Source organism: Pseudomonas sp. NPDC086278, from assembly GCF_050280905.1.
Classification (GTDB): Bacteria; Pseudomonadota; Gammaproteobacteria; order Pseudomonadales; family Pseudomonadaceae; genus Aquipseudomonas.
This window is the reverse complement of the sequence record NZ_JBNNWE010000094.1, coordinates 1-23,735: the sequence shown is the minus strand read 5'-3', so window position 1 is coordinate 23,735 and position 23,735 is coordinate 1. Positions and strand designations below refer to the sequence as shown.

General features: G+C 59.5%; 23 protein-coding genes and 3 pseudogenes. 16 read left to right on the top strand and 10 right to left on the bottom strand.

Annotated elements, in window-relative coordinates:
- Window positions 1–131: 131 nt before the first annotated feature.
- Entirely contained in the window at window positions 132–1,100 is a 969-nt protein-coding gene (gene araH, locus ACQKP4_RS23395; RefSeq protein ID WP_427635998.1) for an L-arabinose ABC transporter permease AraH, read from the top strand.
- A 51-nt stretch (window positions 1,101–1,151) separates the two neighbouring features.
- Here araH and ACQKP4_RS23390 read toward each other — a convergent pair whose 3' ends face one another.
- Window positions 1,152–2,072, bottom strand: coding sequence for a LysR substrate-binding domain-containing protein (locus ACQKP4_RS23390; protein ID WP_427635996.1), 921 nt, complete (start codon window positions 2,070–2,072; stop codon window positions 1,152–1,154).
- Window positions 2,073–2,238: 166 nt separating this feature from the next.
- Between ACQKP4_RS23390 and ACQKP4_RS23385 the strand changes: the two genes are divergently transcribed.
- The 5 genes from ACQKP4_RS23385 to ACQKP4_RS23365 all read left to right on the top strand — a co-directional run bounded on the left by ACQKP4_RS23385 (window position 2,239) and on the right by ACQKP4_RS23365 (window position 6,963).
- The gene (locus ACQKP4_RS23385; RefSeq protein ID WP_427635994.1) at window positions 2,239–3,078 is read left to right on the top strand and encodes a transporter substrate-binding domain-containing protein; all 840 of its coding nucleotides are present in this window, start codon (window positions 2,239–2,241) and stop codon (window positions 3,076–3,078) included.
- Window positions 3,079–3,398: 320 nt separating this feature from the next.
- The gene (locus ACQKP4_RS23380; RefSeq protein ID WP_427636002.1) at window positions 3,399–4,187 is read left to right on the top strand and encodes an amino acid ABC transporter permease; all 789 of its coding nucleotides are present in this window, start codon (window positions 3,399–3,401) and stop codon (window positions 4,185–4,187) included.
- Entirely contained in the window at window positions 4,180–5,028 is an 849-nt protein-coding gene (locus ACQKP4_RS23375) for a gamma-glutamyl-gamma-aminobutyrate hydrolase family protein (RefSeq protein WP_427635992.1), read from the top strand. Before ACQKP4_RS23380 ends, ACQKP4_RS23375 begins: the two co-directional genes overlap by 8 nt.
- Complete coding sequence (locus ACQKP4_RS23370) at window positions 5,025–5,804, top strand: amino acid ABC transporter ATP-binding protein (protein ID WP_427635990.1); 780 nt, start codon at window positions 5,025–5,027, stop codon at window positions 5,802–5,804. The genes ACQKP4_RS23375 and ACQKP4_RS23370 overlap by 4 nt, the downstream gene beginning before the upstream one ends.
- A 280-nt stretch (window positions 5,805–6,084) precedes the next feature.
- A complete protein-coding gene (locus tag ACQKP4_RS23365) occupies window positions 6,085–6,963 on the top strand; it encodes a substrate-binding periplasmic protein (RefSeq protein WP_427635988.1) in 879 nt (292 codons plus the stop codon).
- Between the two features lie 210 nt (window positions 6,964–7,173).
- Here ACQKP4_RS23365 and ACQKP4_RS23360 read toward each other — a convergent pair whose 3' ends face one another.
- The 3 genes from ACQKP4_RS23360 to ACQKP4_RS23350 all read right to left on the bottom strand — a co-directional run bounded on the left by ACQKP4_RS23360 (window position 7,174) and on the right by ACQKP4_RS23350 (window position 8,637).
- Complete coding sequence (locus tag ACQKP4_RS23360; protein WP_427635987.1) at window positions 7,174–7,428, bottom strand: hypothetical protein; 255 nt, start codon at window positions 7,426–7,428, stop codon at window positions 7,174–7,176.
- 52 nt (window positions 7,429–7,480) lie between these two features.
- Window positions 7,481–7,816 carry a hypothetical protein gene (locus ACQKP4_RS23355; RefSeq protein ID WP_427635985.1) on the bottom strand — a complete coding sequence of 112 codons (336 nt, stop codon included), beginning with the start codon at window positions 7,814–7,816 and terminating at the stop codon, window positions 7,481–7,483.
- Window positions 7,817–7,983: 167 nt separating this feature from the next.
- Window positions 7,984–8,637 carry an HD domain-containing protein gene (locus tag ACQKP4_RS23350; RefSeq protein ID WP_427635984.1) on the bottom strand — a complete coding sequence of 218 codons (654 nt, stop codon included), beginning with the start codon at window positions 8,635–8,637 and terminating at the stop codon, window positions 7,984–7,986.
- 156 nt (window positions 8,638–8,793) lie between these two features.
- Between ACQKP4_RS23350 and ACQKP4_RS23345 the strand changes: the two genes are divergently transcribed.
- The 6 genes and pseudogenes from ACQKP4_RS23345 to ACQKP4_RS23320 all read left to right on the top strand — a co-directional run.
- Window positions 8,794–9,276, top strand: a complete 483-nt coding sequence (locus ACQKP4_RS23345; RefSeq protein ID WP_427635982.1) for an N-acetyltransferase family protein — start codon at window positions 8,794–8,796, stop codon at window positions 9,274–9,276.
- Between the two features lie 194 nt (window positions 9,277–9,470).
- A complete protein-coding gene (locus ACQKP4_RS23340; RefSeq protein WP_427635981.1) occupies window positions 9,471–10,463 on the top strand; it encodes a 2-dehydro-3-deoxygalactonokinase in 993 nt (330 codons plus the stop codon).
- A 19-nt stretch (window positions 10,464–10,482) separates the two neighbouring features.
- Window positions 10,483–11,103, top strand: coding sequence for a 2-dehydro-3-deoxy-6-phosphogalactonate aldolase (locus tag ACQKP4_RS23335; RefSeq protein ID WP_427635980.1), 621 nt, complete (start codon window positions 10,483–10,485; stop codon window positions 11,101–11,103).
- A 44-nt stretch (window positions 11,104–11,147) separates the two neighbouring features.
- Window positions 11,148–12,296 carry a galactonate dehydratase gene (gene dgoD, locus ACQKP4_RS23330; protein WP_427635979.1) on the top strand — a complete coding sequence of 383 codons (1,149 nt, stop codon included), beginning with the start codon at window positions 11,148–11,150 and terminating at the stop codon, window positions 12,294–12,296.
- A 208-nt stretch (window positions 12,297–12,504) separates the two neighbouring features.
- Window positions 12,505–13,308 carry an IclR family transcriptional regulator gene (locus ACQKP4_RS23325; RefSeq protein ID WP_427635977.1) on the top strand — a complete coding sequence of 268 codons (804 nt, stop codon included), beginning with the start codon at window positions 12,505–12,507 and terminating at the stop codon, window positions 13,306–13,308.
- A pseudogene (locus ACQKP4_RS23320) lies at window positions 13,307–13,415 on the top strand (AraC family transcriptional regulator N-terminal domain-containing protein); the annotation flags it as partial. The gene ACQKP4_RS23325 and the pseudogene ACQKP4_RS23320, both read left to right, overlap by 2 nt.
- Window positions 13,416–13,569: 154 nt before the next feature.
- Here the strand turns inward: ACQKP4_RS23320 and ACQKP4_RS23315 are convergent.
- A complete protein-coding gene (locus ACQKP4_RS23315; protein ID WP_427635976.1) occupies window positions 13,570–15,234 on the bottom strand; it encodes an electron transfer flavoprotein-ubiquinone oxidoreductase in 1,665 nt (554 codons plus the stop codon).
- A gap of 545 nt (window positions 15,235–15,779) precedes the next feature.
- On the opposite strand from ACQKP4_RS23315, the gene ACQKP4_RS23310 reads away from it, so the two are divergent.
- Both ACQKP4_RS23310 and ACQKP4_RS23305 read left to right on the top strand, forming a co-directional pair.
- Complete coding sequence (locus ACQKP4_RS23310; protein WP_427635974.1) at window positions 15,780–16,529, top strand: electron transfer flavoprotein subunit beta/FixA family protein; 750 nt, start codon at window positions 15,780–15,782, stop codon at window positions 16,527–16,529.
- Between the two features lie 2 nt (window positions 16,530–16,531).
- Window positions 16,532–17,287: pseudogene (locus tag ACQKP4_RS23305) on the top strand (electron transfer flavoprotein subunit alpha/FixB family protein); the annotation flags it as partial.
- A 5-nt stretch (window positions 17,288–17,292) separates the two neighbouring features.
- Here ACQKP4_RS23305 and ACQKP4_RS23300 read toward each other — a convergent pair.
- Window positions 17,293–17,643: pseudogene (locus ACQKP4_RS23300) on the bottom strand (RNA pyrophosphohydrolase); the annotation flags it as partial.
- Between the two features lie 143 nt (window positions 17,644–17,786).
- Here ACQKP4_RS23300 and ACQKP4_RS23295 point away from each other — a divergent pair.
- The gene (locus ACQKP4_RS23295) at window positions 17,787–18,443 is read left to right on the top strand and encodes an HAD family hydrolase (protein WP_427635972.1); all 657 of its coding nucleotides are present in this window, start codon (window positions 17,787–17,789) and stop codon (window positions 18,441–18,443) included.
- A gap of 122 nt (window positions 18,444–18,565) precedes the next feature.
- Here ACQKP4_RS23295 and ACQKP4_RS23290 read toward each other — a convergent pair whose 3' ends face one another.
- Both ACQKP4_RS23290 and ilvA read right to left on the bottom strand, forming a co-directional pair.
- On the bottom strand, window positions 18,566–18,991 hold the full coding sequence (locus ACQKP4_RS23290; protein WP_427635971.1) for a DUF2269 domain-containing protein: 426 nt from the start codon (window positions 18,989–18,991) through the stop codon (window positions 18,566–18,568).
- A gap of 39 nt (window positions 18,992–19,030) precedes the next feature.
- Window positions 19,031–20,545, bottom strand: coding sequence for a threonine ammonia-lyase, biosynthetic (gene ilvA, locus ACQKP4_RS23285; protein WP_427635969.1), 1,515 nt, complete (start codon window positions 20,543–20,545; stop codon window positions 19,031–19,033).
- A 431-nt stretch (window positions 20,546–20,976) separates the two neighbouring features.
- Here ilvA and rpiA point away from each other — a divergent pair, with 431 nt between their 5' ends.
- Window positions 20,977–21,651 (top strand): ribose-5-phosphate isomerase RpiA, encoded by a 675-nt coding sequence (rpiA, locus tag ACQKP4_RS23280; protein WP_427635967.1) that lies wholly within the window; start codon window positions 20,977–20,979, stop codon window positions 21,649–21,651.
- 128 nt (window positions 21,652–21,779) lie between these two features.
- On the opposite strand, the gene ACQKP4_RS23275 is transcribed toward rpiA, so the two are convergent.
- Together ACQKP4_RS23275 and ACQKP4_RS23270 are read right to left on the bottom strand one after the other, a co-directional pair.
- Complete coding sequence (locus ACQKP4_RS23275) at window positions 21,780–22,697, bottom strand: SdiA-regulated domain-containing protein (RefSeq protein ID WP_427635966.1); 918 nt, start codon at window positions 22,695–22,697, stop codon at window positions 21,780–21,782.
- 104 nt (window positions 22,698–22,801) lie between these two features.
- Window positions 22,802–23,731, bottom strand: a complete 930-nt coding sequence (locus ACQKP4_RS23270) for an SdiA-regulated domain-containing protein (RefSeq protein ID WP_427636000.1) — start codon at window positions 23,729–23,731, stop codon at window positions 22,802–22,804.
- Between the last annotated feature and the right edge of the window lie 4 nt (window positions 23,732–23,735).

Here is a 23,735-nt window from a genome sequence, read left to right as displayed (position 1 = left end):
GCATTCTGGTGCTCTGCGAAGGAGCGATGCGCGGCGAGTTGTCTCGCGCGCAGGCCAATGAATCCAACCTGCTGCAACTGGCTTTGCCGCGCCAACGCGCTGACGGCGTGGCGAACTGAGAGGTGACTATGATGACAACCCAAAACAAGACGCTGCCGACCGAGCGCAAACCGCTGGACCTGCGGCGCTTTCTCGATGACTGGGTGATGCTGCTGGCGGCCATCGGTATCTTCGTGGCCTGCACCTTATTGATCGACAACTTCCTGTCGCCACTGAACATGCGCGGCCTGGGCCTGGCGATTTCGACCACCGGGATTGCGGCGTGCACCATGTTGTACTGCCTGGCGTCCGGGCACTTCGATTTGTCGGTGGGTTCGGTGATCGCCTGCGCCGGCGTGGTCGCGGCGGTGGTGATGCGCGACACCGACAGCGTGTTTCTCGGCGTGGTGGCGGCACTGTTCATGGGGCTGATCGTCGGGCTGATCAACGGAATCGTGATCGCCAAACTGCGAGTCAACGCGTTGATTACCACGCTGGCGACCATGCAGATTGTTCGGGGTCTGGCTTACATCTTTGCCAACGGCAAAGCGGTGGGCGTGTCGCAGGAGTCGTTCTTCGTCTTCGGTAACGGCCAGCTGTTCGGCGTGCCGGTGCCGATCCTGATCACGATCATCTGCTTCCTGTTTTTCGGCTGGCTGCTGAATTACACCACCTATGGCCGCAACACCATGGCCATCGGCGGCAATCAGGAAGCGGCATTGCTGGCGGGGGTCAACGTTGACCGGACCAAGATCATCATCTTTGCCGTACACGGCGTGATTGGTGCACTGGCCGGGGTGATTCTGGCGTCGCGCATGACCTCGGGCCAGCCGATGATCGGCCAGGGTTTTGAGCTGACGGTGATCTCGGCTTGCGTGCTGGGCGGGGTGTCGCTGAGTGGCGGGATCGGCATGATCCGGCATGTGATTGCCGGGGTGTTGATTCTGGCGATTATCGAGAACGCGATGAACCTGAAGAACATCGACACGTTTTACCAGTACGTGATTCGCGGCTCGATCCTGTTGCTGGCGGTCGTCATCGACCGTTTGAAACAACGCTAAGCAAGGCGTCCACACACTGTATATGTGCAGGAGACTCCTTGATCCACAGGATCATGGAGTCCTCGAGGATTCCATGCAGCTCTGAATTTCCGCCACCAGCCACTGCATGAAGTCGGCGACTTTCGGCTGAGTATTGGCATTTTTTCGACAGACAAAGTGATAAGCATACGCACTGGAAATCGTTTGCGGCAGGCACTGCACCATTAGCTTTTGCCGTAACACATCTGCCACCAATAGCTCCCGAATGATCGCTATGCCCTGGCCCTCCATAGCGCTCCTGATCACCAGGTCGGCATTGTTGAAGGTCGACCCGGATGCCTTTTCGTGCCCATGCGAGCCAAACGTGTGGAAAAAACGCGCCCAGTGGTCGGTGCCTTCTTCACACAGCAGTTTGGTCTGCGCGATGTTTTTTAAGCTAATGCCTTCCTTCCATCGAGACTGGTACTCGGGAGAACACACCACCAGCAACTTTTCCTGTGCCAGGGGAAAGCCGTAGAAACCATCTCCCAGTGGGGCGTCATGGGGCAATAGGCGAATCGCGATGTCGATTTCCTCGCGAACCAAGTCGACGGCACGATTGGTGGCTACGAGGTTCACATCGATTTCCGGATGTCGCGTCTGAAGTGACGACAGGCGGCTGACCAGCCACATTGAGGCGAAAGAGGGTGAGACGCTCACCGACAGCGGTGAACTCCCCGGGTCGGTCGCTTCCCGCGTGATGCTTTGCAGTTCCGATAACAGTTGCGCCACACGTGAGTAGATCTTCTGCGTCCGATCGGTCCACTCCAACGAGCGTGTGGAGCGCTTGAACAGGTTCACCGCCCAACGCGTTTCCAATGCCTTGAGTCGGTTAGTGATGCATGGCTGGGAACAATTCAATTCCGTCGCAGCGCTTGAAATGGATTTCAACCGTGCAACGGCCTCAAACGCCCGGAGCTCACCTAACGTCGGTATCTGGGAGGCTTTAACCATTAAAATTCATACCGTTTTATTCCTCACCTATCGCCTTGGAGTGAGGCATTCGGATTTATACAAATTTTATATAAATTCCACAAGAGATTGAATTTGTCGTGTGTTTTTTGCACCGATACTATCCAACGCACTCACCCCACAATAATTATTATAGAGGCGCTAGATCATGACCTGTAACCAGCACTATTCGGCCATTGCGCTGAGCATCATTGGCCTGTTTACCGTTTTTGCGACCCCCGCTGCGTTTGCTGGTGCGACGCTCGACAAGGTAGAAAGCAGTCATGAGCTGATAGTGGCCACCAACGCCGACTATCCGCCGCAAGCCTTCCTGAATGAGAACAACCAACTCGACGGCTTCGACATCGACGTTGCGAAGGAAATTGGCAAGCGTCTGGGCGCCAAGGTGACGTTGGCGACGCCAGGCTGGGAAGTCATGACCGCTGGCAAGTGGTCAGGGCGGTGGCAGATCGCTGTAGGTTCCATTACGCCTACCAAAAAGCGTCTGGAGGTTCTCGACTTCCCGTCGGTCTACTACTACACGCCCGCGGTCTTCGCGGTGCACAAAAATTCGACACTGCAGAAAGTTGCCGACCTGAACGGCAAAAAAGTCGGTGTCGTGTCCGCGTCGACCTATGAAAATTACCTGAGGCATCAACTGGTCGTTGACGCTGCCAATGTCCCTGCGTTTACGTACCAGGTGACACCGGGCGAAATTCGCAGCTACACCGATGCCGATGACTTGAGCGATCTGGCGATCGGTGCGGGTACGCGCCTGGATGCCGTCTTGCAGGCTCAACCAACCATTCTTGCCGCCATCGCCAAAGGAATGCCTATTCGTCAATTGGACACACCGGTGTTCTATGAGCCGCTGGCGATTGCCACGGACAAGGGCGACAAGGAATTCGACGACAAAATCGCCAGCATCGTGGATGCCATGAAGGCGGACGGCACGATGAAGCAGCTTTCGCAGAAGTGGTACGGCTCCGACTTTACCTCCGCCCAATGATCTGACGCCTGCGCCTATTCGTGCGCCAATGGTCGCGTATCGTTTGCTTCGGTGGCAGCCGCACCGGCCACCGAAGCCATCTCTGAACCGGGATTTAGATCATGCAAATTTTCCCCACGAACAAGGCTAAAAAGCGTCGCAATGCGTTATACGCCGCAGCTATTACCGCCTTGCTGGTTTTTGTCGCGATGCTCCTGCTGCCTCATGGCGCTGACAGCGCCCCTTCGGGCGATTCATTCGGGCTTGACCATATAGCGTTGTGGGCTGGCGCCGCTGGCTTTTATGCCTGGGTGGTTTACCGCCTGACGGCCCGCTGGCAGATGTTAATCATCTGGGGCAGCCTCTTTATATTGTTCATCGTGTTTTTCCACTCGTTCGACCTGAACTACGTGTACATCCTCAGCCGGCTGCCTCAGTTGATCGGCGTGGGAATGGTAACGACGCTCTATATCTCCGTTGCCTCAATCGCTATTGCTTTCGTACTCGCTCTCTTGGGTGCGGTAGCCAAGCTGTCGGGCAACGGAATCGCCATGGGCATCGGCTCGTTCTACACCTCCTTCTTCCGCGGTGTGCCGTTGCTGATGCAACTGTTCCTGATCTACATGGGCCTGCCACAGATCAACGTCGTCATCGAGCCGATCCCGGCCGGTATCCTGGCGTTATCGCTGTGTTACGGCGCGTACATGACCGAAATTTTCCGGGCCGGGATCATCAGTATTCCGAGCGGCCAATGGGAAGCTGCCGATGCCCTGGGCATGTCTCGTGCCAAGATTTTCCGCCACGTCATCCTGCCGCAAGCCATGCGCATCATTGTTCCGCCAACGGGCAATCAGTTCATCGCCATGCTGAAGGATTCATCGCTGGTATCCGTGGTGGGCGTGTGGGACATGATGTTCGTCGCCAGGGCGCAAGGTCGTGCCGATTTCAAATTGATGGAAATGCTGATTACGGCATCGCTCATCTACTGGGTTCTCTCCATTGTGTTGGAGATGGTCCAGCGCTGGATCGAAAAGAAATACGCCGCTGCCGACAAGGCCGGTACGAAGCCTCCGGCCAAAATCAAGCTGACGACCAAACTTTTCGCAATGGTGAGCAACCGTAATGAATGACAGCACAAACACGCTTCTGGGCAACGCACCCTCGTACAGAGGAGCGGGGCGGCCCATCGTCGGTGTCATTACGGATCAAAGTCACGATGGTTCGCTCGCGGCACAGTCGGTAGACGAAAAATATCTGCAAGCCCTCTCGGAGGTCGCCGACGTCAACCCGTTCATGATTCCTTCGCTGGGCAATGTCGACGACCTGCCGCACCTGCTGGCGCGGCTGGACGGCTTGGTGCTGACGGGATCGGCCTCCAATGTTCATCCCCGTCTTTATGACCCGACCGCAGAGGAGGCGTTGTACCAGCCATTCAACGCGAATCGCGATTCTACCGCCCTCAGTGCAATCGGTATCGCGCTCGACATGGACATGCCGTTGTTCGCGATTTGTCGGGGCTTGCAGGAGTTGAACGTGTTCATGGGCGGGAGCCTCGTGACGGGCATCTGTGAAAGCCAGCATTTCAGTAGCCACACACCGTGGGACAAGGACGCACCACTGGACGTACGTTACGGCCCCAGTCATGTAGTAACGCCAGTGCCGGGAGGCTTGTTCGCGCGCATTGCAGACGGCTTGACTTGCCACGTCAACTCCCTGCACGTGCAGGCGATCGCTCGTCTGGGGGATCGACTCGCCGTGGAAGCGCGGGCAGAGGACGGGACGATAGAAGTCATCAGCGTGACTGAGCGCAGGTTTGCCTTGGGCGTTCAGTGGCACCCTGAATACAACGCTGCGGGCAATCCGCTCTCACGTCGCCTGTTCCAGGCGTTTGGCGACGCCACGCGCAGCTACCAGGCCTGTTCGGCACACCTTTGCACCGACGAGTCCGAGATCACGGGAGGGACACGATGAACAATGCCTCAATCGCCAGGAACGCGGCCGACGCTGCCCAAGGCAAGCACGCAATCGAAATGATCGGCGTGAGTAAATGGTACGGCGAGTTCCAGTCTTTGCGTGACATCAACCTGACCGTCAGCCGCGGTGAGCGGGTCGTGGTATGCGGCCCCTCGGGCTCGGGAAAGTCCACGATGATCCGCTGCATCAATCGGCTGGAAGAGCATCAGAAAGGGCAGATTTTTGTCGATGGCATTGAGCTGACCGACGCCCTTGAAGACATCGTGAAAATCCGTCACCGAGTCGGCATGGTTTTCCAGCAATTCAATTTGTTCCCGCACTTATCAATTCTGGAAAATTGCATGCTGGCGCCGGTAACCGCCAAGGGAGTTTCCCGGCAAGAAGCGGAGGAGACGGCGATGCGTTACCTCAAACGCGTCAAAATCCCCGAGCAAGCCTACAAATATCCCAGCCAGCTCTCTGGTGGACAGCAGCAACGGGTGGCGATTGCCCGCGCGCTCTGCATGGAGCCCGACATCATGCTGTTCGATGAGCCGACATCGGCCCTCGACCCGGAAATGGTCAAGGAGGTTCTGGATACCATGGTGTTACTCGCTGGCGATGGCATGACCATGATTTGCGTCACTCACGAGATGGGGTTCGCGCGCCAGGTAGCCGATCGGGTGATATTCATGGATGCCGGGCAAATCGTAGAGAGCAGCCCACCCGCCGATTTTTTTGCAAATCCGCAGCACGAACGGGCCAAAGCGTTTCTCGGACAAATCCTGTCCTGATTGCGTGGCTGGCATTTAAGTTGCGTGCTCAAGTGAATCGTGGGCGTGCCGAGATAATGGGGAAGTTCATTCATTTGGGCTTTCCCCATGCAAGCGCCAAGTTCAATGATTTGCAAAGTGCCTCATTCAGTTTTTCGCAGCTTGTTTTTAGGCTTCGCCACTTCCCCACGGCCATATAAGTAGTGTTCAGCAACGATTCAAGCGAGCTTTCGTAGAGTCGCCGGATTTGCTTCGATACCCGATGCATTGAATAGAATTCTGGAATTGCTGGGGGACGGCTATGGCGCGCATTTATCAGAAGCCCCCCGTCAGGGAAGATCAGACGCGGGTCGAAGACTTGGTTTTTAAACGCAAGACTTTCGAACCCCAGCATCGGGTGGCGCAACGGAGCCTCAGCGGCGTTGAGCACGTTCGGCGCTACGGCCATGCTCTCGTGCGATATAGCGCGCTGCTGCTGTTTTCGCTCACTTGTCAGGCTGCGCCCATCGAAGAGCCGCCCATCCACTTCGTGGTCACCGATACCTGGGGAATGCCGCTGCTCCAATCCGTAGATGGCACCGTCGTTGGCGGCATTCTGTTTGATCTTCAGCAGCGACTCGCCAAAAGTGTAGGCCGGAGCGCGAAGATAACGGCCCTTCCCAGGCGAAGAATCCACCAGTTGATGAGCCTCGGGGAAATTGACGTGTTGTGCTACAGCAATCCCGCTTGGCTGCAACGGAAGTACGATAAGTACTTATGGAGCGTTCCTTTCATGATTCAAGGGGAGCTGCTTGTGGGACGGGCTCCCGAAAACATCCGGCCGCAAGACTTGAAAGGTCAGATCGTAGGGACCGTGCTCGGCTTCGTTTACCCCGCCCTCGACCCGCTATTCGCCGACGAACATTTGTTGCGTGACGATGCCCGCACTCAGGAACAAGTTTTACAAAAACTGCTGGCTGGGCGTTACCAATACGCTGTGAGTGACACGGTATCGCTGGATTACTTCAACTCAAAGCACCCGTCGACTGAGCGACTTTGGCGTGTGAGCGATATCGCGTCGCACGCCGTGTCCTGCCTGGTGCGTGATGATCCGCAAGTGCCCACGCAGAGGCTGTTGAAAAGTATCGAGCATCTGCAAGAGACCGGCGCGGTGGAGGACATTATTAAAAGCTACCGTTGAAACAGCAGAGAAAACAAAAGACTCGCTGATTTCAGGCCCCGTGTGGACGTGCAGCGTTACAACACCGCCAGACTCCATAGCTACACTGACTACCGGTCGCCAGTAACTATGGACTGGTAGCTATGGAGACGCTGGCGGCGTGAAAACCTTAACGGGTGTCGAGAATTATCTGACCGGTTCAGGCTGGCCCGCGAAGGGGCGCCCAGCCTGTCAGCTATCCAGCTTGCGCGCCGCCTCAACCCCGGCCGAACTTAGCTTGATCGGCAAATTCAACGAATGCTCACCGGCCTCATTGCAGGTCACATGCCCGTGATGAATCAACCCGCGATCCTGCAACGCGGCAAGGGTGCTGGCCACGACCTTTTCCCCCCGGTAATTGTCCAGGACCTCCTTGCCCAAGCCACTTGGGTGGGCGTGCAGCAGACGGGTCAGGACTTCTTTCTCAAGGTTTTTATCGACGTTCATGGTTACCTCTTCATGGATGTGGATAGGTCTTCCTGGATATCGCGTGGGCGAACTACTGGCTGGCGCCGCCTTCGGAACCCGAGCCACCGGTGGTGGTTTTCGAGCCGATGCCGGTGCCGGCGTTATCGGGTGTCTGGGAGTCTGGCATGTTCATTCCGCCTTGACGGCCCGCGTCGTTACCCTGGATCCGTGGGTCGGTGCCCGTGGCGGGCGGCAGGCTGTTGTCGACGCCGCTGCCATCGGTATTCATGCCAGGGGCGCTTTGGATGGCCGGGGCTCTCGGCGCTTCGACCGGGTTGGTCGGGCCGGTGCCTGTGGCCGTCGCCGCGAAAGCGGCCGAGGACAGCAGCGTAGCGAGGGTGAGGGCGGTCAGCTTGGACGTGATCATGGTGGCGTCTCCATTTAATAAGAGTCCTTACCTGATGTTGGTCCGCCGCGGATTTAATTTGGTGCCTGATGAACGACGAACGGTCCACGCCTTTCGCCGCGATCTGGCGCAGACCTCAGGCCCGAGGTTATCAATGCCAGAGTCAGCGCTGACCGAAACGGGCGGGTTCAGGTGACGCCGATTTCTTCCTTGAACAACTCCATGAAACCCTTCAAGCGCTCATGCCGGATGCGCGCCAGACGTTGACCGGTGGTCGTCTGGAAGCCGTTCGCCAGGTGCAGCAGCTTGGTCTGGAAGTGATCGAGGCAGAAGCGCTTGTCGTCGTAGTCCCGCGCCTTCGCCTCCGGGTCATGCGGGTCGTACAAGCCGCTGCCCATGCGCCCGGCCGTGTAGAAAGTGCGGGCCACGCCCAGCAGGCCAAGGGAGTCGAGACGGTCGGCGTCCTGGACGATTTTCGCTTCGAGGGAGGTCGGGGTGATATTGGCGCTGAAGCTGTGAGCCTCGATGGCATGGACAATCGCGCTGATTTGATGGCGGGGCCACGCGAGATTACTCAACACGGCGGCGGCCTTTTGCGCCGCCAGTCGCGAGGCTTGCGACCGCAGGGGCGAGTTCTTCTCCACCGCCACGCAGTCATGCAGTAACACCGAGGCCAGCAACACCTCAAGATCGCCGCCTTCTTCGGCCTGCAACGTGCGCACGTTGTGCCACACGCGCTGCAAATGCGACAGATCGTGGGCGCCGTCCTCGGCAGGCTCCAGCGCGTGGGGCAGCAGTTGCTCCGCGAGGTGTTGCAGCGGGGCGAAAGCGTCGGTGGCCATAAGCATCCTTTCGATCATGCATGGTGAAATGTAGGGGGCAGGCCCTGCCACACAGGCCCTGTCGGGCAGGCTGCAGCTTACGTTTTGCTTTGCCATGTGACGAGCGCCGCGCGCCGACTTAGTATGGCGTTTTCAATCTTTGAACAAGGCCCGTCCATGACGATCGTAATCCGCCCGGCGACCCCCAGCGATGCCCCACAAATTCTCGGGTTCATCACTGAACTGGCTGACTTCGAACGCGCCCGCCACGAAGTCATCGCCAGCGTCGCCGATATCGAGCGCAGCCTGTTCAGCGAAGGCGCCACCGCCCATGGCCTGATCTGTCTGCGCGACGGCCTGCCCATCGGCTTCGCCGTGTTCTTCTTCAGCTATTCAACCTGGCTCGGCAGTAACTGCCTGTACCTCGAAGACCTCTACATCACCCCCGAACAGCGCGGTGGCGGCGCCGGTAAAACCTTGCTGCGTCACCTCGCCAAAATCGCCTGCGCCAATGACTGCGGACGGTTTGAGTGGAGCGTGCTGGACTGGAACACACCGGCTATCGACTTTTACAAGTCGCTGGGTGCGCAGCCGCAGGAAGAGTGGGTGCGCTATCGGATGGATGGGGCGGTGCTGCGCGAGTTTGCCGAGGGTAATTGATCCTCTTCAAACATCGCAGCCTTCGGCGGCTCCGGCATTGAGCGTGTAAACCCGCTCCTGTCGGTGCCGCCGAAGGCTGTGATCTTTTTTCTTCATCCCACAATATGGGAGAGATATTTATATATTGAGATTTGGCCATTGTCAGGTTTATAGTCCAGCTCACTCACTGCCAATAAACAAAAACAGGTGAAGCGATGCTGGCGCAATTGATCGCGCTCGACTGGGGGACAACCTCATTACGTGCTTACAAACTCGGCGCAGGCGGCCAGGTGCTCGAACAGCGTCCCCTGTCGGCGGGGATCATGCAGCTGCCGCGCACACCGCGAATCATCAACGGTCAAACCTGTACCGATGGTTTTGAACTGGCCTTCGACGAGGCCTGCGGTGACTGGCTCGACGCGCAGCCCGATTTGCCGGTGATTGCCTGCGGCATGGTCGGCAGCGCCCAGGGCTGGCGCGAAGCGGCTTACTGCGACACCCCGGCCAACGTGGCCAATCTCGGCAATTCCCTGCAAACCGTTCGCAGTCTTCGCGGTGTCGATGTGCACATCGTGCCGGGCGTGATTCAGCGTTCGCGCTTACCGAACGTGATGCGCGGTGAAGAAACCCAAGTGCTCGGCGTGCTGCAAAATCTGCCGGCCGAGGCGGGTGCTGATCTGCTGATCGGCCTGCCGGGCAGCCACTCGAAATGGGTCGAAGTGGCCAACGGTTGCATCGTCCATTTCGACACCTTCATGACCGGTGAAGTGTTCGCCGTGCTCAGCGAACACAGCATCCTTGGGCGCACCCAACAGCGCGGTGCGTCGTTTGATGGCGAGGCGTTCGACCGTGGCGTGCACGTGGCGCTGTCGACGGACGGCGAGATCGGTCCGTTATCGACGCTGTTCAGTGCCCGCAGCCTCGGGTTGACTGGCGAACTCAGCGCCAGCGCCCAACCGGATTACTTGTCCGGCCTGTTGATCGGCCATGAACTGTCGGCGCTGGCGTCGGTTCAGCGGCGTCGGCGCCACAGCGTTCATCTGCCATCGATCATTCTCATCGGCAATTCCCAACTCTGTGCCCGCTACAGCCGGGCCCTCGATGCCTGCGGTTTTACTCACGTGACGCTGGCCGAACAAGCCACCGAACGCGGGTTGTGGCAACTGGCGGTTGCCGCTGGGCTGATCGCACAAAATCCATCCCGTTAAACCTGACTGGAGGTCTGACATGCTCAAGCAAGCATTGGCGCAAAACGGTCTGATCGCGATCCTGCGCGGCGTGCGCCCGCCAGAGGCGACGGCCATCGGCGAAGTCCTGTACGCCGCCGGATTTCGCGTCATTGAAGTGCCGCTCAATTCCCCCGAACCGTACGACAGCATCCGTCTGCTGCGCAGTGCCTTGCCTGCCGATTGCCTGATCGGCGCGGGCACGGTGCTGACGCCGGAACAGGTCGAACAAGTGAAAGCCGCGGGTGGCCAAGTGATTGTCATGCCGCACAGCGATGCCAAGGTGTTGCGCGCAGCGAAAGCGGCGGGCCTGTATTTGTCGCCGGGTGTGGCGACGCCAACCGAAGCCTTCGCCGCGCTCGCCGAAGGCGCGGACGTGCTGAAGATGTTTCCGGCCGAGCAGATGGGACCGGCCGTGGTGAAAGCCTGGCTGGCGGTGCTGCCGGCCGGAACGATCCTGGCACCGGTCGGCGGCATCACACCGGACAACATGCAGGTGTTTATCGACGCGGGCGTCAAAGGTTTCGGCCTCGGCTCCGGGTTGTTCAAGCCGGGCATGTCGCCAGAGGAGGTGGCCGTCAACGCCAAGGCCTACGTCGCGGCATGGAACGCTCTGCGTTAAGACTTTCCGGCGCCGAGCGCCGCACCTGATATGAGAGGCAACCCATGAAAATCAGCAAACTCACCACTTTCATCGTTCCGCCGCGCTGGTGCTTCCTAAAGATCGAAACCGACGAAGGTGTGACCGGTTGGGGCGAGCCTGTGGTTGAAGGCCGCGCGCACACCGTGGCCGCTGCCGTTGAAGAGCTGTCCGATTACCTGATCGGCAAAGACCCGCGCAACATTGAAGACATCTGGACCGTGCTCTATCGCGGCGGCTTCTACCGGGGCGGCGCGATCCACATGAGTGCGCTGGCCGGTATCGATCAGGCGTTGTGGGACATCAAGGGCAAGGCCTTGGGCGTGTCGGTCAGCGATCTGCTGGGCGGTCAGGTGCGCGACAAGATTCGCGTGTATTCGTGGATCGGCGGTGACCGTCCGGCAGACACCGCGCGCGCGGCGAAAGAAGCGGTGGAGCGTGGTTTCACGGCGGTGAAAATGAACGGCACCGAAGAACTGCAATTCCTCGATTCTTTCGAGAAGGTCGACCTGGCGCTGGCCAACGTCGCAGCCGTGCGTGACGCGGTCGGCCCGAACGTCGGCATCGGCGTCGACTTCCATGGCCGGGTGCACAAGCCGATGGCCAAGGTACTGATGAAAGAACTCGACCCGTACAAACTGATGTTCATTGAAGAGCCGGTGCTCAGCGAAAACTACGAAGCGCTGAAAGAACTGGCGCCGCTGACCAGCACCCCGATTGCCCTCGGCGAGCGGCTGTTCTCGCGCTGGGACTTCAAGCGCGTGTTGAGCGAAGGTTACGTCGACATCATCCAGCCGGACGCCTCGCACGCCGGTGGCATCACCGAAACCCGCAAGATCGCCAACATGGCCGAAGCCTACGACGTGGCGCTGGCGCTGCATTGCCCGTTGGGGCCGATTGCCCTGGCGGCTTGCCTGCAACTGGACGCGGTTTGCTACAACGCGTTCATTCAGGAACAGAGCCTGGGCATTCACTACAACGAGAGCAACGACCTGCTCGATTACGTCAAGGATCCGCGGGTGTTCGATTACGACAAAGGCTTCGTGAAGATCCCGAACGGCCCCGGCCTGGGCATCGAGATCAACGAGGAATACGTCATCGAACGCGCGGCGGTCGGCCACCGCTGGCGCAACCCGATCTGGCGCCATGCCGATGGCAGTTTTGCCGAGTGGTGAGTGTTTGCTGAAACACAATCCCCCTGTGGGGGCGGGCTTGCTCGCGAAGGATGCCGGACATTCAACGATGATGTTGACTGTCAGACCGCTTTCGCGAGCAAGCCCGCTCCCACATTTGATCTTCATGAATAGGGGGGCTGAGTTGTAGTCGCAGCCATCGGGCGAACATAATGGCGCCCGTTCACTCGCTCAACGGTAAAGGCTGGATATGCAGGAAGACGCCGCAAAAATCGCCAAGGACGCCGCGCCGACCGGCACCCAGACCCTGCTACGTGGGCTGGGCGTGGTTCAGGCCGTGGCCAGTGGCGCCCGCGATCTCAAGGAAATCGCCCGGCTGATCGGCACCACGCGCAGCACCACTCATCGTCTGGCCAGTTGCCTGGTGGACGAGCGTTACCTGCGCGTCGTCCCGCAAATCGGTTATCTGTTGGGGCCGAAGCTGATCGAGCTGGGGTTCCAGGCGCGGGAAGAATTGCCGCTGGTGACCCTGGCCGGGCCTTACCTGGATGAGTTGTCGGCATTGACCGGCGACACCATTCACCTGGCGATCCGTGAAGGCGACGAGGTGCTTTATCTGCACAAGAATCCGGGGCGCAACGGCCCGGAAATGCGCTCGCGGGTCGGCCATCGCATGCCGTTGGCGCGCACCGGGATCGGCAAGGCGCTGATGCTCGATGATGCGCCGGAAGACTGGAAACGGCTGTACGAAGTCAGCCTGCCGGCCGGTGGGAAGAATCAGTTCTGGCCGCTGCACCCGGAGCAATCCTGGGAGCAGTTTCAGCAGCGCATGGTCGAGTACGTGGCCGGTGGCTACGCGTTTGATCTGGAGGACAACGAACCGTCGATCCGTTGCGTAGCGGCGCCAATCCGTGATGCCAGCAAGCGCATCGTCGCCGGTATCAGCATCGCCAGCACCGTGCCGTACATGCCGCTGGAAAAAATGGCCGAGCTGATTCCCCTGATCAAAGGGGTCACGGCTCGGCTCTCGGCGGAACTGGGCGCGAAGGTCTGATCAGACTTTCAGCGGTTGTGTGGAACGGTTGTTGCGCTGTCTGCACGATCCGCTGGAATGCCAGATCATTGGGCCCGGCCCGTTTGCGCGAATTGTTGTTCTTGGCTCAGCAGTTATTGATGTCGCAAGGGTTGGGCGTGGCTCAGGTGGCGCACCGGGTCGCCTGAGCAATCGTTTGACCCTGTGGGAATTGTGGTGTGACTTGAATGGCGGGCAACAAAAAGGCCCCCATTCGGGAGCCTTGATGTTCAGGCGTTCGGCTTACATGTTCGGGTAAGTCGGGCCGCCAGCACCTTCCGGTGCCACCCAGGTAATGTTCTGCGCAGGGTCCTTGATGTCGCAGGTCTTGCAGTGAACGCAGTTCTGGGCGTTGATCTGGAAGCGCTTCTCGCCGTCTTCCTTGGTCACCACTTCGTACACGCCGGCCGGGCAGTAACGCTGGGCAGGCTCATCGTACAGCGGCAGGTTTTTGCTGATCGGGATGCTCGGGTCGGTCAGCTTCAGGTGGCACGGCTGTTCTTCTTCGTGGTTGGTACCGGAGATGAACACCGAGCTGAGTTTGTCGAAGCTGAGCTTGCCGTCCGGTTTCGGGTAGTCGATCTTCTTGCAGTCGGCCGCGAGTTTGAGGCAAGCGTAATCCGGTTTGGTGTCGTGCAGGGTGAACGGCAGTTTGCCGCCGAAGATGTTCTGATCGAGCCAGTTGAAACCACCGCCGACGATAGCGCCGAACTTGTGGATCGCCGGGCCGAAGTTGCGGCTGGCAAACAGTTCGTCGTAGAGCCAGCTCTTCTTGAAGGCGTCGACGTAAGTGGTCAGCTCTTCAGTGCCGTCTTTTTCGGCAAACAACGCCTCGGCCACGGATTCAGCGGCGAGCATGCCGGACTTCATCGCGGTGTGGCTGCCTTTGATCTTGGCAAAGTTCAGGGTGCCGAGGTCGCAACCGATCAGTGCGCCGCCCTTGAACACCATTTTTGGCAGCGAGTTCAGGCCACCCTTGCAGATCGCGCGAGCGCCGTAACTGATGCGCTTGCCACCTTCCAGATACTGCTTGAGCACCGGGTGATGCTTGAGGCGCTGGAACTCGTCGAATGGCGACAGGTAGGTGTTGCTGTAGGAAAGATCGACGATCAGGCCGACGACCACCTGGTTGTTTTCCAGGTGATAGAGGAACGAGCCGCCGGTGTTCTCGGTGCCCATGATGTCCAGCGGCCAGCCGGCGGTGTGCACCACCAGGCCTGGCTGATGCTTGGCCGGGTCGATTTCCCAGATTTCTTTCAGGCCGATGCCGTAGTGCTGGGCGTCGGCGTCGCTGTCGAGGTTGAAGCGCTTGATCAACTGTTTGCCAATGTGGCCACGGCAGCCTTCGGCGAACAGCGTGTACTTGCCACGCAGCTCCATGCCTGGGGTGTACAGGCCTTCCTTCGGGTGACCTTCGCGGTCGACGCCCAGATCACCGGTGATGATCCCGCGCACCACGCCGTTCTCGTCGATCAGCGCTTCCTGAGCGGCGAAGCCCGGGTAGATTTCCACGCCCAGGTTCTCGGCCTGCTGCGCCAGCCAGCGGCACAGGTTGCCGAGGGAGATGATGTAGTTGCCTTCGTTGTGCATGGTCTTGGGCACAAAGAGGTCGGGGATTTTCTGCGCGCTTTCGGCGTTTTTCAGGACGAAGATGTCGTCGCGAGTGACCGGCGTGTTCAACGGGGCGCCGAGTTCCTTCCAGTCCGGGAACAATTCGTTCAGGGCACGTGGTTCGAACACGGCACCAGACAGGATGTGAGCACCGACTTCGGAGCCTTTTTCGACCACGCAGACGCTGATTTCCTTACCGGCTTCAGCAGCCTTCTGTTTCAAGCGGCAAGCGGCGGAAAGACCCGCGGGGCCGGCACCGACGATGACCACGTCGAATTCCATGTATTCGCGTTCCACAGGTTATCTCCTACTCAAGGCTCAACAGTTTTTTTTCTAATTGGAGGTTTGGTGTCATCCATGAATTCCTGCGCGCGCGCAGAACGGGACAATCGATCGACCACCTTTCTCTCTGGGTGGCGCATTATATCTACACCACTCCTAGCGTCCAATACAAACGTTTGTTTGAATTGGCTCAAAGCCAGAGAAATCAAAGTCACGCGGCTTATGAACGGCCATTTTGGCGTATTGACCCGAATAGGTGTTCCGGTCAAGATACGGTCGGTTTTGCGCTCGCCGTAGGCTGACTGTTGGTATCAAGAGCACCTCTAAAGACAGGGCGATGGCCGGACAAGGTGATGCGCAGCGCAGGTTTGGCGCGCAGTTTACACGCCGCGATAATGAATGACTCGTCGGTCACCACTGACGAACGGTCATCCACCTCGTGAACGAGTTCCACCTGCTTCAGTTGCCAGCGTTTTTAGAGGTGCCCTTGCGCCGATGAGCGTCAAACCACCAGGTTCGCCTAGGCGACTTTCTTTTCACCGGAGAGTAACGAGGAATCCATGAAGGTTCTTGTAGCTGTCAAACGCGTTGTGGATTACAACGTCAAGGTTCGCGTCAAGGCGGACAATTCCGGCGTCGACCTCGCTAACGTGAAGATGTCGATGAACCCATTCTGCGAAATCGCCGTGGAAGAAGCCGTACGCCTGAAAGAGAAAGGTGTTGCGACTGAAATCGTCGTCGTTTCCGTCGGCCCGTCCACCGCTCAAGAGCAACTGCGCACTGCGCTGGCTCTGGGTGCCGACCGCGCGATCCTCGTCGAATCCGCTGAAGATCTGACGTCACTGGCCGTTGCCAAACTGTTGAAAGCTGTTGTCGACAAGGAACAGCCGCAACTGGTGATCCTTGGCAAACAAGCCATCGACAGCGACAACAACCAGACTGGCCAGATGCTCGCGGCATTGAGCGGTTACGGTCAGGGCACCTTCGCTTCGAAAGTCGAAGTGTCCGGCGACACCGTTGCCGTGACCCGCGAAATCGACGGCGGCGCGCAGACCGTTTCCTTGAAACTGCCTGCGATCGTCACCACCGACCTTCGTTTGAACGAGCCGCGTTATGCGTCCCTGCCAAACATCATGAAAGCCAAGAAGAAGCCTCTCGAAGTGCTGACTCCGGATGCTTTGGGCGTTTCCACCGCCTCTACCTACAAGACCGTGAAAGTCGAAGCGCCGGCTGCTCGCAGCGCGGGCATCAAGGTCAAGTCGGTGGCTGAACTGGTCGAGAAACTGAAAAACGAAGCGAAGGTAATCTAATCATGACTATCTTGGTAATCGCCGAACACGACAACAAGGTTGTGGCCCCGGCCACCCTGAACACCGTGGCTGCCGCCGCCAAAATCGGTGGCGACGTCCACGTTCTGGTCGCTGGCCAAAACGTTGGCGCCGTGGCTGAAGCTGCAGCGAAAATCGCTGGCGTGGCAAAAGTGCTGGTGGCCGACAACGCCGCCTACGCTCACCAGTTGCCGGAAAACATTGCTCCGCTGGTCGCCGAGCTTGGCGCTGGCTACAGCCACATCCTGGCCGCCGCGACTTCCAACGGCAAAAACATCCTGCCGCGCGTTGCCGCTCAGCTGGACGTTGACCAGATCTCCGAGATTATCTCGGTCGAAAGCGCAGACACCTTCAAGCGCCCGATCTACGCCGGTAACGCCATCGCGACGGTTCAGTCCAACGCTTCGGTGAAAGTCATCACCGTGCGTGCCACCGGTTTCGACCCGGTTGCCGCTGAAGGTGGCTCGGCCGCCGTTGAAGCCGTTGCCGCTGCTCACGACGCTGGCACTTCGAGCTTCGTTGGTGAAGCACTGGCCAAGTCCGATCGTCCGGAACTGACCGCTGCCAAAATCGTCGTTTCCGGCGGTCGCGGCATGCAGAACGGCGACAACTTCAAACACCTGTACGCTCTGGCTGACAAGCTGGGCGCTGCTGTCGGTGCTTCCCGCGCCGCGGTCGACGCAGGTTTCGTACCCAACGACATGCAGGTCGGTCAGACCGGCAAGATCGTTGCTCCACAGCGACACGCGGTCGATTCCATCCGCACCCGCTGCTCATTCGAGATCAGGCGCAGGAGAAACCATTTCTGTTTCTGGCCGATGCACAGCGGTTGGCTGTGGGTGCGGACCAGACGTTGCGGCAAACGATAGCGCAACCAGCCCCGGGTGCAGGCGAGAATTTCAACATCTTCGCGCTCCAGACCCACTTCTTCGTTCAACTCGCGGTACAAGGCGTCTTCCGGCGTCTCCTGAGGGTTGATCCCACCCTGTGGAAACTGCCAGGCATCTTGATTGATACGGCGAGCCCATAGCACCTGTCCGGCATCATTCGTGAGAATGATCCCGACATTGGGGCGGAAACCATCGGGGTCGATCACGGCAACAACCTCGCAAACGCATGTCGGCGCATTGTTCCACAAAGGTTGTGAAAGCAGCAACGCGCCGACCGACCTTATGTGCACTCTTATGAAAAGTCCGTATTCTGGGCGCCTTTCTACTGACTTTTCAGCGAGTAACTGCAATGCGGCTGGCTTTATTCGACCTGGACAACACCCTTTTGGGCGGCGACAGCGACCACGCTTGGGGCGATTACCTGTGTGAACGTGGCTTCCTCGACGCCGTGGCCTACAAGGCACGCAACGATGAGTTCTACCAGGACTACCTGGCCGGCACCCTGGATAACGCCGCGTACCTGAATTTCTGCCTGGAAGTCCTTGGCCGCACCGAGATGGCCACGCTGGAGCAATGGCACCGCGACTACATGCGCGATTGCATCGAGCCGATGATGCTGCCCCAGGCAATCGAGTTGCTGGCCAAGCACCGCGCGGCCGGCGACAAACTGGTGATCATCACCGCCACCAACCGTTTCGTGACCGGCCCGATTGCCGAGCGCCTGGGGGTTGAAACCCTGATCGCCACCGAATGCGAAATGGTCGACGGCCGCTACACCGGGCGCAGCACCGACGTGCCGTGCTTCCGTGAAGGCAAGGTGACGCGGCTGAATCGCTGGCTGGAAGAGACCGGGTATTCGTTGCAAGACAGCTATTTCTATAGCGACTCGATGAATGACTTGCCGTTGCTGGAACAGGTGACGAATCCGGTGGCGGTTGATCCTGATCCGAACTTGCGTGCCGAAGCGGTGAAGCGTGGGTGGCCGGTGATGTCGCTGCGTGGCTGAAATCGCCTTCGCGAGCAAGCCCGCTCCCACAGGTTTTGTGCAGGGCCACAGTGATGGCGACCACCACAAATCCCCCTGTGGGAGCGGGCTTGCTCGCGAAGGGACCAACCGGCTCCCAAGCCTTACACCGGCTTGGCGCCCATCAACCCGGCAATCGCGATAAAACAGACAAAGCTGAACAACGCCAAGGCAAAGGTGAACTTACCCACGCTGCCCGGCGCCTTGCGCAGTTTGTTCAACCGCACCAGCAGCCAGAACCAGCCCAGCGCCGCGACGGTGTACAGCACGCTCGACGCCAGCAACCAGGTCTGCCCCAGCGGCCAACCCACCAGATGCACCATCCACCAACCGGTAAACGGCATGCTCAGCAACGCCAGGCCCATCAGCAGCCAGACGAACACCCGTGGCCGCTGCAGCGTGCGTGCCGCAGCAGTCGCATCGCCACCGCGCCGCGTTTGCCACACCCATATCCCCAGGCCCAGCGCACAGCCCAACAAGATTGCCGTCGCCGCGGTGTGCGCCATTTTCAGGGCAGTTAACGTTTCCATTGTTCGACTTCCTTATGTCCTGCCCATCAGCGTAGCCGCTCAGCCGAGAAACAACTGATAGGCCGGGTTGTCGCTTTCGTCCCAGTACGGGTAACCGATTTCTTCCAGCGCCGCCGGCACCAGATGGCGCTCGTCGTGCGGCACTTGCAAGCCCGCGACCACCCGGCCGTCCGCCGCGCCGTGGTTGCGGTAGTGGAACATCGAGATGTTCCAGCGCCCGCCTAGCTTATTAAGGAAGTTGAACAGCGCACCCGGCCGCTCCGGGAACTCGAAGCGCAACACCACTTCATCGACGACCTGGGCCGCGCGGCCACCGACCATGTGGCGAATGTGCAGCTTGGCCAGTTCGTTGTCGGTCAGGTCCAGCACCGGAAAACCTTGCTCGGTGAGGCTGGCGAGCAGGGCACTGCGGGGGTCGTTGTCGGGGTGCGTCTGCACGCCGACAAAGATGTGCGCTTCGCTGCCGGTGTTGTAGCGGTAGTTGAATTCGGTGATCTGACGCTTGCCGATGGCTTCGCAGAACGCCTTGAAGCTGCCCGGTTTCTCGGGGATGGTCACCGCGATGATCGCCTCGCGGCCCTCGCCCAGTTCGGCGCGTTCGGCGACATGGCGCAAGCGGTCAAAGTTGACGTTGGCGCCGGAGTCGATGGCGACGAAGGTGTGGCCGCTGACGCCATTCTGTTCGACGTACTTCTTGATCCCGGCCACGCCCAAGGCGCCGGCGGGCTCAGTGATCGAGCGGGTATCGTCGTAGATATCCTTGATCGCCGCGCAGATCTCGTCGGTGCTGACGGTGATCACGTCATCGACGTAGTGTTTGCAGATGTCGAAGGTGTGCTGGCCGATCTGCGCCACGGCGACGCCATCGGCGAAGATGCCCACGGTCGGCAGAACCACGCGCTCGCCGGCGGCCATGGCGGCTTGCAGGCAGTTGGAGTCGTCCGGTTCGACGCCGATGATTTTGATTTCCGGGCGCAAGTACTTCACGTAAGCCGCAATGCCGGCGATCAGCCCGCCGCCGCCCACTGGAACGAAGATCGCATCCAGACGCCCCGGATGCTGGCGCAGAATCTCCATCGCCACGGTGCCCTGCCCGGCAATGGTGTGGGGATCGTCGTACGGGTGGATGTAGACGTAGCCTTTTTCGTCGACCAGTTTCAGCGAGTAGGCCAGGGCTTCCGGGAACGAATCACCGTGCAGCACCACTTTGCCGCCGCGCGAGCGCACGCCTTCGACTTTGATTTCCGGGGTGGTCTTGGGCATGACGATGGTGGCTTTCACGCCCAGCACTTTTGCTGCCAGGGCCAGGCCCTGCGCGTGGTTGCCGGCAGATGCGGTGACGACGCCGCGAGCGCGCTCTTCATCGGTCAGTTGCGTGAGCTTGTTGTAAGCGCCACGAATCTTGAACGAGAACACCGGCTGCAAGTCTTCGCGCTTGAGCCAAATGTTATTGCCCAGCCGCTCGGAGAGCTGGCGAGCAGTCTGCAACGGGGTTTCTACGGCAACGTCATAAACGCGCGAGGTGAGGATCTTTTTGACGTACTGTTCGAGCATCGGAAAGCATCACTGAGCGGGTTGGGCAGGGCCAAGGAGTCTAACCCGGCTTTCGGGCGGGCGACCACACTAAACAGGTGGTTTTAGCCGCCCACAGACACTTGAGATCCATCGTGGTGAGGGGGCTTGCCCCCGTTGGAGTGCGCAGCGCTCCCCAGCATTCTTCCAGACACCGCGAATTCGCCCCGCAGGCAGCGGAGATCCATCGTGGCGAGGGGGCTTGCCCCCGTTGGAGTGCGCAGCGCTCCCCAGCATTCTTCCAGACACCGCGAATTCGCAGGTTTTGCGACTGCTTCGCAGCCGAACGGGGGCAAGCCCCCTCACCACAAAGGTCTGTGTACTCCATCAGCCAATCGGGCAATGACCTTCCCTGCACCGAAGCCTATAATGCCGGCCTTTCCGTTTCTCCCTTGCCCGCTTTCGGAGCCCGCATGACTCAGGATCAACTCAAACAGGCAGTGGCTCAGGCCGCCGTCGACTTCATCCTCCCGAAACTCGACGACAAGAGCATCGTCGGGGTCGGCACCGGCTCCACCGCCAACTGCTTCATCGATGCACTGGCCAAGCACAAAGGCGCATTCGATGGCGCGGTCGCCAGCTCCGAAGCCACCGCCGCCCGCCTCAAGGGCCACGGCATTCCGGTGTATGAGCTGAATACCGTCAGCGACCTGGAGTTCTACGTCGACGGCGCCGATGAGAGCGACGAACACCTGAACCTGATCAAGGGCGGCGGCGCCGCCCTGACCCGCGAGAAAATTGTCGCGGCCGTGGCCAAGACGTTCATCTGCATCGCCGACGGCAGCAAACTGGTGCCGGTGCTCGGCGCGTTTCCGCTGCCGGTCGAAGTGATCCCGATGGCCCGCAGCCACGTGGCCCGCGAGCTGCTGAAGCTGGGCGGCGACCCGGTTTACCGTGAAGGCGTGTTGACCGACAACGGCAACATCATCCTCGACGTGTTCAACATGCAGATCACCAACCCGGTTGAGCTGGAAACGCAGATCAACGCGATTGTCGGCGTGGTCACCAACGGTTTGTTTGCGGCGCGTCCGGCGGATTTGTTGTTGCTGGGCACCAGTGAAGGCGTGAAAACCCTGCGCGCTCAGTAAATCCGGCACGCCGGTAAACCTGTGGGAGCGGGCTTGCTCGCGAAGGCGGTGTGTCAGTTGATCGAGATGTCGACTGACACATCGCCTTCGCGAGCAAGCCCGCTCCCACAGTGGTTTTAGGGTGCTGCTTAGGGTTGCGCTGGTTTTTTGAAGACGTAGAACAGGTTGGGTTCGCTGACGAGGTACATCGTGCCATCGTCATCCATGGCGATGCCTTCCGCTTGCGGCACAGTCTTCTGCAAGCCCTGACGCCCCTTGTTCAGTGACATCGTGCTCAGCGGTCGCCCGTCCACATCCAGTTCCAGAATCAGTCGCGACTCGTCGGACAGCGCCAGCAGATGGCCGCTACGCTCGTCGTATTGCAGGCTCGACAGGTCGCGCACAAACATCCCGGCATCACGTTTCGGGTTGTTGACCACGTGCACCGCGTAGGATTTTTCCGGGTTGTAATGCGGGAAACCCTGCACTTCATAAATCAGCATCGGGTCGCGTTCCTTGGCGACAAACAGGCGCTTGCCCACCGAATCGTAAGCCAGCCCCTCGAAACCGGTATTGCCGTTCATGTGCACGCCCAAGGTGATCTGCTCGGCATCCGCTGCGTCGAGGAACGTGGTGCCCTCCTCCAGATGAATCTTGATCAGCCGCTGCTGGCTCTCATCGGTGAGCACATAGGTGTCGGCGCTGATGAACTCCACGGCTTCCGGGTCGCCGAAGCCCACCAGCGCGATGCGGCGAATAATCCGCCCATCCAGCGACAGCTCGATCATCTCGGAGTTTTTATTGGTGACGGTGAACAGGCTTTTGCGTACGGGATCGAAGGTCAGCGCCGAGACATCGTCGTTCAGGCCTTCAATCACCCGCGCCTCGACGTCTACCCGATACTGGTCCAGACCGATGGATTGTTCATTCGCAGGCGTCCACAACGCGTGCACGTTGAACCAGGCCCGCTCGAACAGGCGCATGTATTGGCCGATCGCGACCAGCACGATCAGGGCAATCACGGCCAGGATCAAAATCAGGGGTTTGGGGCGGGCAAATCGGCGCATTCAGGCGAGCTCGGAAACAAAACAGGCGGATGAAATATCACGCCTGTATGAATTCAAGCTTAATGGCCAGTGGCCTTGGACCACAACAGCGGGTTTTCCAGCGGCTACTTCTGTTTTTCAAAGCGGTAGAACAGGTTTGGTTCGCTGACCATGTACAGCGTGCCCGCCTCGTCCATGGTCACGCCTTCGGCACGCGGGATGGTTTTCTTCAGGCCGTTGAAGCCACCGAGCAAGGTCATGAAGCTGACCTGCTCGCCCTTCTCGTCCAGCTCCAGCAGCAAGTGCGAATCGGCGGACAGCACCAGCGTATGGCCGGTGCGCGGGTCGATGGCCAGGGCCGAGAGGTTGCGGATGTCGAGTTCGTCATTGGCCAGCTTCTGCTTGTCGCCCGTGAGAATCTCGCTGCCGTCGCTTTTCCAGCTGAACAGCGCCGGCGGCCGCTCTTCGCCCAGCAGGATTTGCTGACGGCGCGGGTCATAGGCGACGGCTTCGAAGGCCTTGTTCTGGTTTTTCGAAGGACCCAGGTCATATTTCGGGAAGTCGTCGCGGTTCAGCTCGCGCGTCGTGGCGTCGACCTTGACCATGGAGAGCATGTGTTCGCGCTCGTCGACGATGGCCAGCAGGCCATTGCCCATCACCGTCACGCCTTCCGGGTTGCTCCAGCCCACCAACGGTATCTTGCGCAGCACGTCACCCTGCAAGGTCAGCTCGACCAGGAACGGGTTTTTACCCATCACCGAAAACAGGGTTTTGGTCTGCGGATCGTAGGCCAGGTCCGAGGCTTCATCCTTTTCCATGCCCGGCAACAGTTTGGCGTCGATCACCGCGCGGTAATCCGGCAGCCAGATGCTGGCCTGGCGCTCGCTCGGACTTTCAAATCGTTCACGCAACCACAGCGCACCGCGATCGTCCCAATGCATCGCAAAGGCCACGCCATAGGCGACCACTGCAACCAGCAACAGCCAGGAATACCAACGCAGGGCAAAGCGCGAGCGGCGGGCAGTTTGAAGCTTGGGCAGAGGTGGGGTGGCCATCAAG

Excerpts from the sequence above, each read along its gene's own strand:
- rpiA (WP_427635967.1), top strand. The coding sequence starts at position 20,977 with ATGACTCAGGATCAACTCAAACAGGCAGTGGCTCAGGCCGCCGTCGAC.
- ACQKP4_RS23310 (WP_427635974.1), top strand. The coding sequence starts at position 15,780 with ATGAAGGTTCTTGTAGCTGTCAAACGCGTTGTGGATTACAACGTCAAG.
- araH (WP_427635998.1), top strand. The coding sequence starts at position 132 with ATGACAACCCAAAACAAGACGCTGCCGACCGAGCGCAAACCGCTGGAC.
- ACQKP4_RS23335 (WP_427635980.1), top strand. The coding sequence starts at position 10,483 with ATGCTCAAGCAAGCATTGGCGCAAAACGGTCTGATCGCGATCCTGCGC.
- ACQKP4_RS23345 (WP_427635982.1), top strand. The coding sequence starts at position 8,794 with ATGACGATCGTAATCCGCCCGGCGACCCCCAGCGATGCCCCACAAATT.
- ACQKP4_RS23375 (WP_427635992.1), top strand. The coding sequence starts at position 4,180 with ATGAATGACAGCACAAACACGCTTCTGGGCAACGCACCCTCGTACAGA.
- ilvA (WP_427635969.1), bottom strand. The coding sequence starts at position 20,545 with ATGCTCGAACAGTACGTCAAAAAGATCCTCACCTCGCGCGTTTATGAC.
- dgoD (WP_427635979.1), top strand. The coding sequence starts at position 11,148 with ATGAAAATCAGCAAACTCACCACTTTCATCGTTCCGCCGCGCTGGTGC.
- ACQKP4_RS23385 (WP_427635994.1), top strand. The coding sequence starts at position 2,239 with ATGACCTGTAACCAGCACTATTCGGCCATTGCGCTGAGCATCATTGGC.
- ACQKP4_RS23325 (WP_427635977.1), top strand. The coding sequence starts at position 12,505 with ATGCAGGAAGACGCCGCAAAAATCGCCAAGGACGCCGCGCCGACCGGC.
- ACQKP4_RS23355 (WP_427635985.1), bottom strand. The coding sequence starts at position 7,816 with ATGATCACGTCCAAGCTGACCGCCCTCACCCTCGCTACGCTGCTGTCC.
- ACQKP4_RS23275 (WP_427635966.1), bottom strand. The coding sequence starts at position 22,697 with ATGCGCCGATTTGCCCGCCCCAAACCCCTGATTTTGATCCTGGCCGTG.
- ACQKP4_RS23270 (WP_427636000.1), bottom strand. The coding sequence starts at position 23,731 with ATGGCCACCCCACCTCTGCCCAAGCTTCAAACTGCCCGCCGCTCGCGC.
- ACQKP4_RS23365 (WP_427635988.1), top strand. The coding sequence starts at position 6,085 with ATGGCGCGCATTTATCAGAAGCCCCCCGTCAGGGAAGATCAGACGCGG.
- ACQKP4_RS23360 (WP_427635987.1), bottom strand. The coding sequence starts at position 7,428 with ATGAACGTCGATAAAAACCTTGAGAAAGAAGTCCTGACCCGTCTGCTG.
- ACQKP4_RS23380 (WP_427636002.1), top strand. The coding sequence starts at position 3,399 with ATGTTAATCATCTGGGGCAGCCTCTTTATATTGTTCATCGTGTTTTTC.
- ACQKP4_RS23350 (WP_427635984.1), bottom strand. The coding sequence starts at position 8,637 with ATGGCCACCGACGCTTTCGCCCCGCTGCAACACCTCGCGGAGCAACTG.
- ACQKP4_RS23295 (WP_427635972.1), top strand. The coding sequence starts at position 17,787 with ATGCGGCTGGCTTTATTCGACCTGGACAACACCCTTTTGGGCGGCGAC.
- ACQKP4_RS23390 (WP_427635996.1), bottom strand. The coding sequence starts at position 2,072 with ATGGTTAAAGCCTCCCAGATACCGACGTTAGGTGAGCTCCGGGCGTTT.
- ACQKP4_RS23370 (WP_427635990.1), top strand. The coding sequence starts at position 5,025 with ATGAACAATGCCTCAATCGCCAGGAACGCGGCCGACGCTGCCCAAGGC.
- ACQKP4_RS23290 (WP_427635971.1), bottom strand. The coding sequence starts at position 18,991 with ATGGAAACGTTAACTGCCCTGAAAATGGCGCACACCGCGGCGACGGCA.
- ACQKP4_RS23340 (WP_427635981.1), top strand. The coding sequence starts at position 9,471 with ATGCTGGCGCAATTGATCGCGCTCGACTGGGGGACAACCTCATTACGT.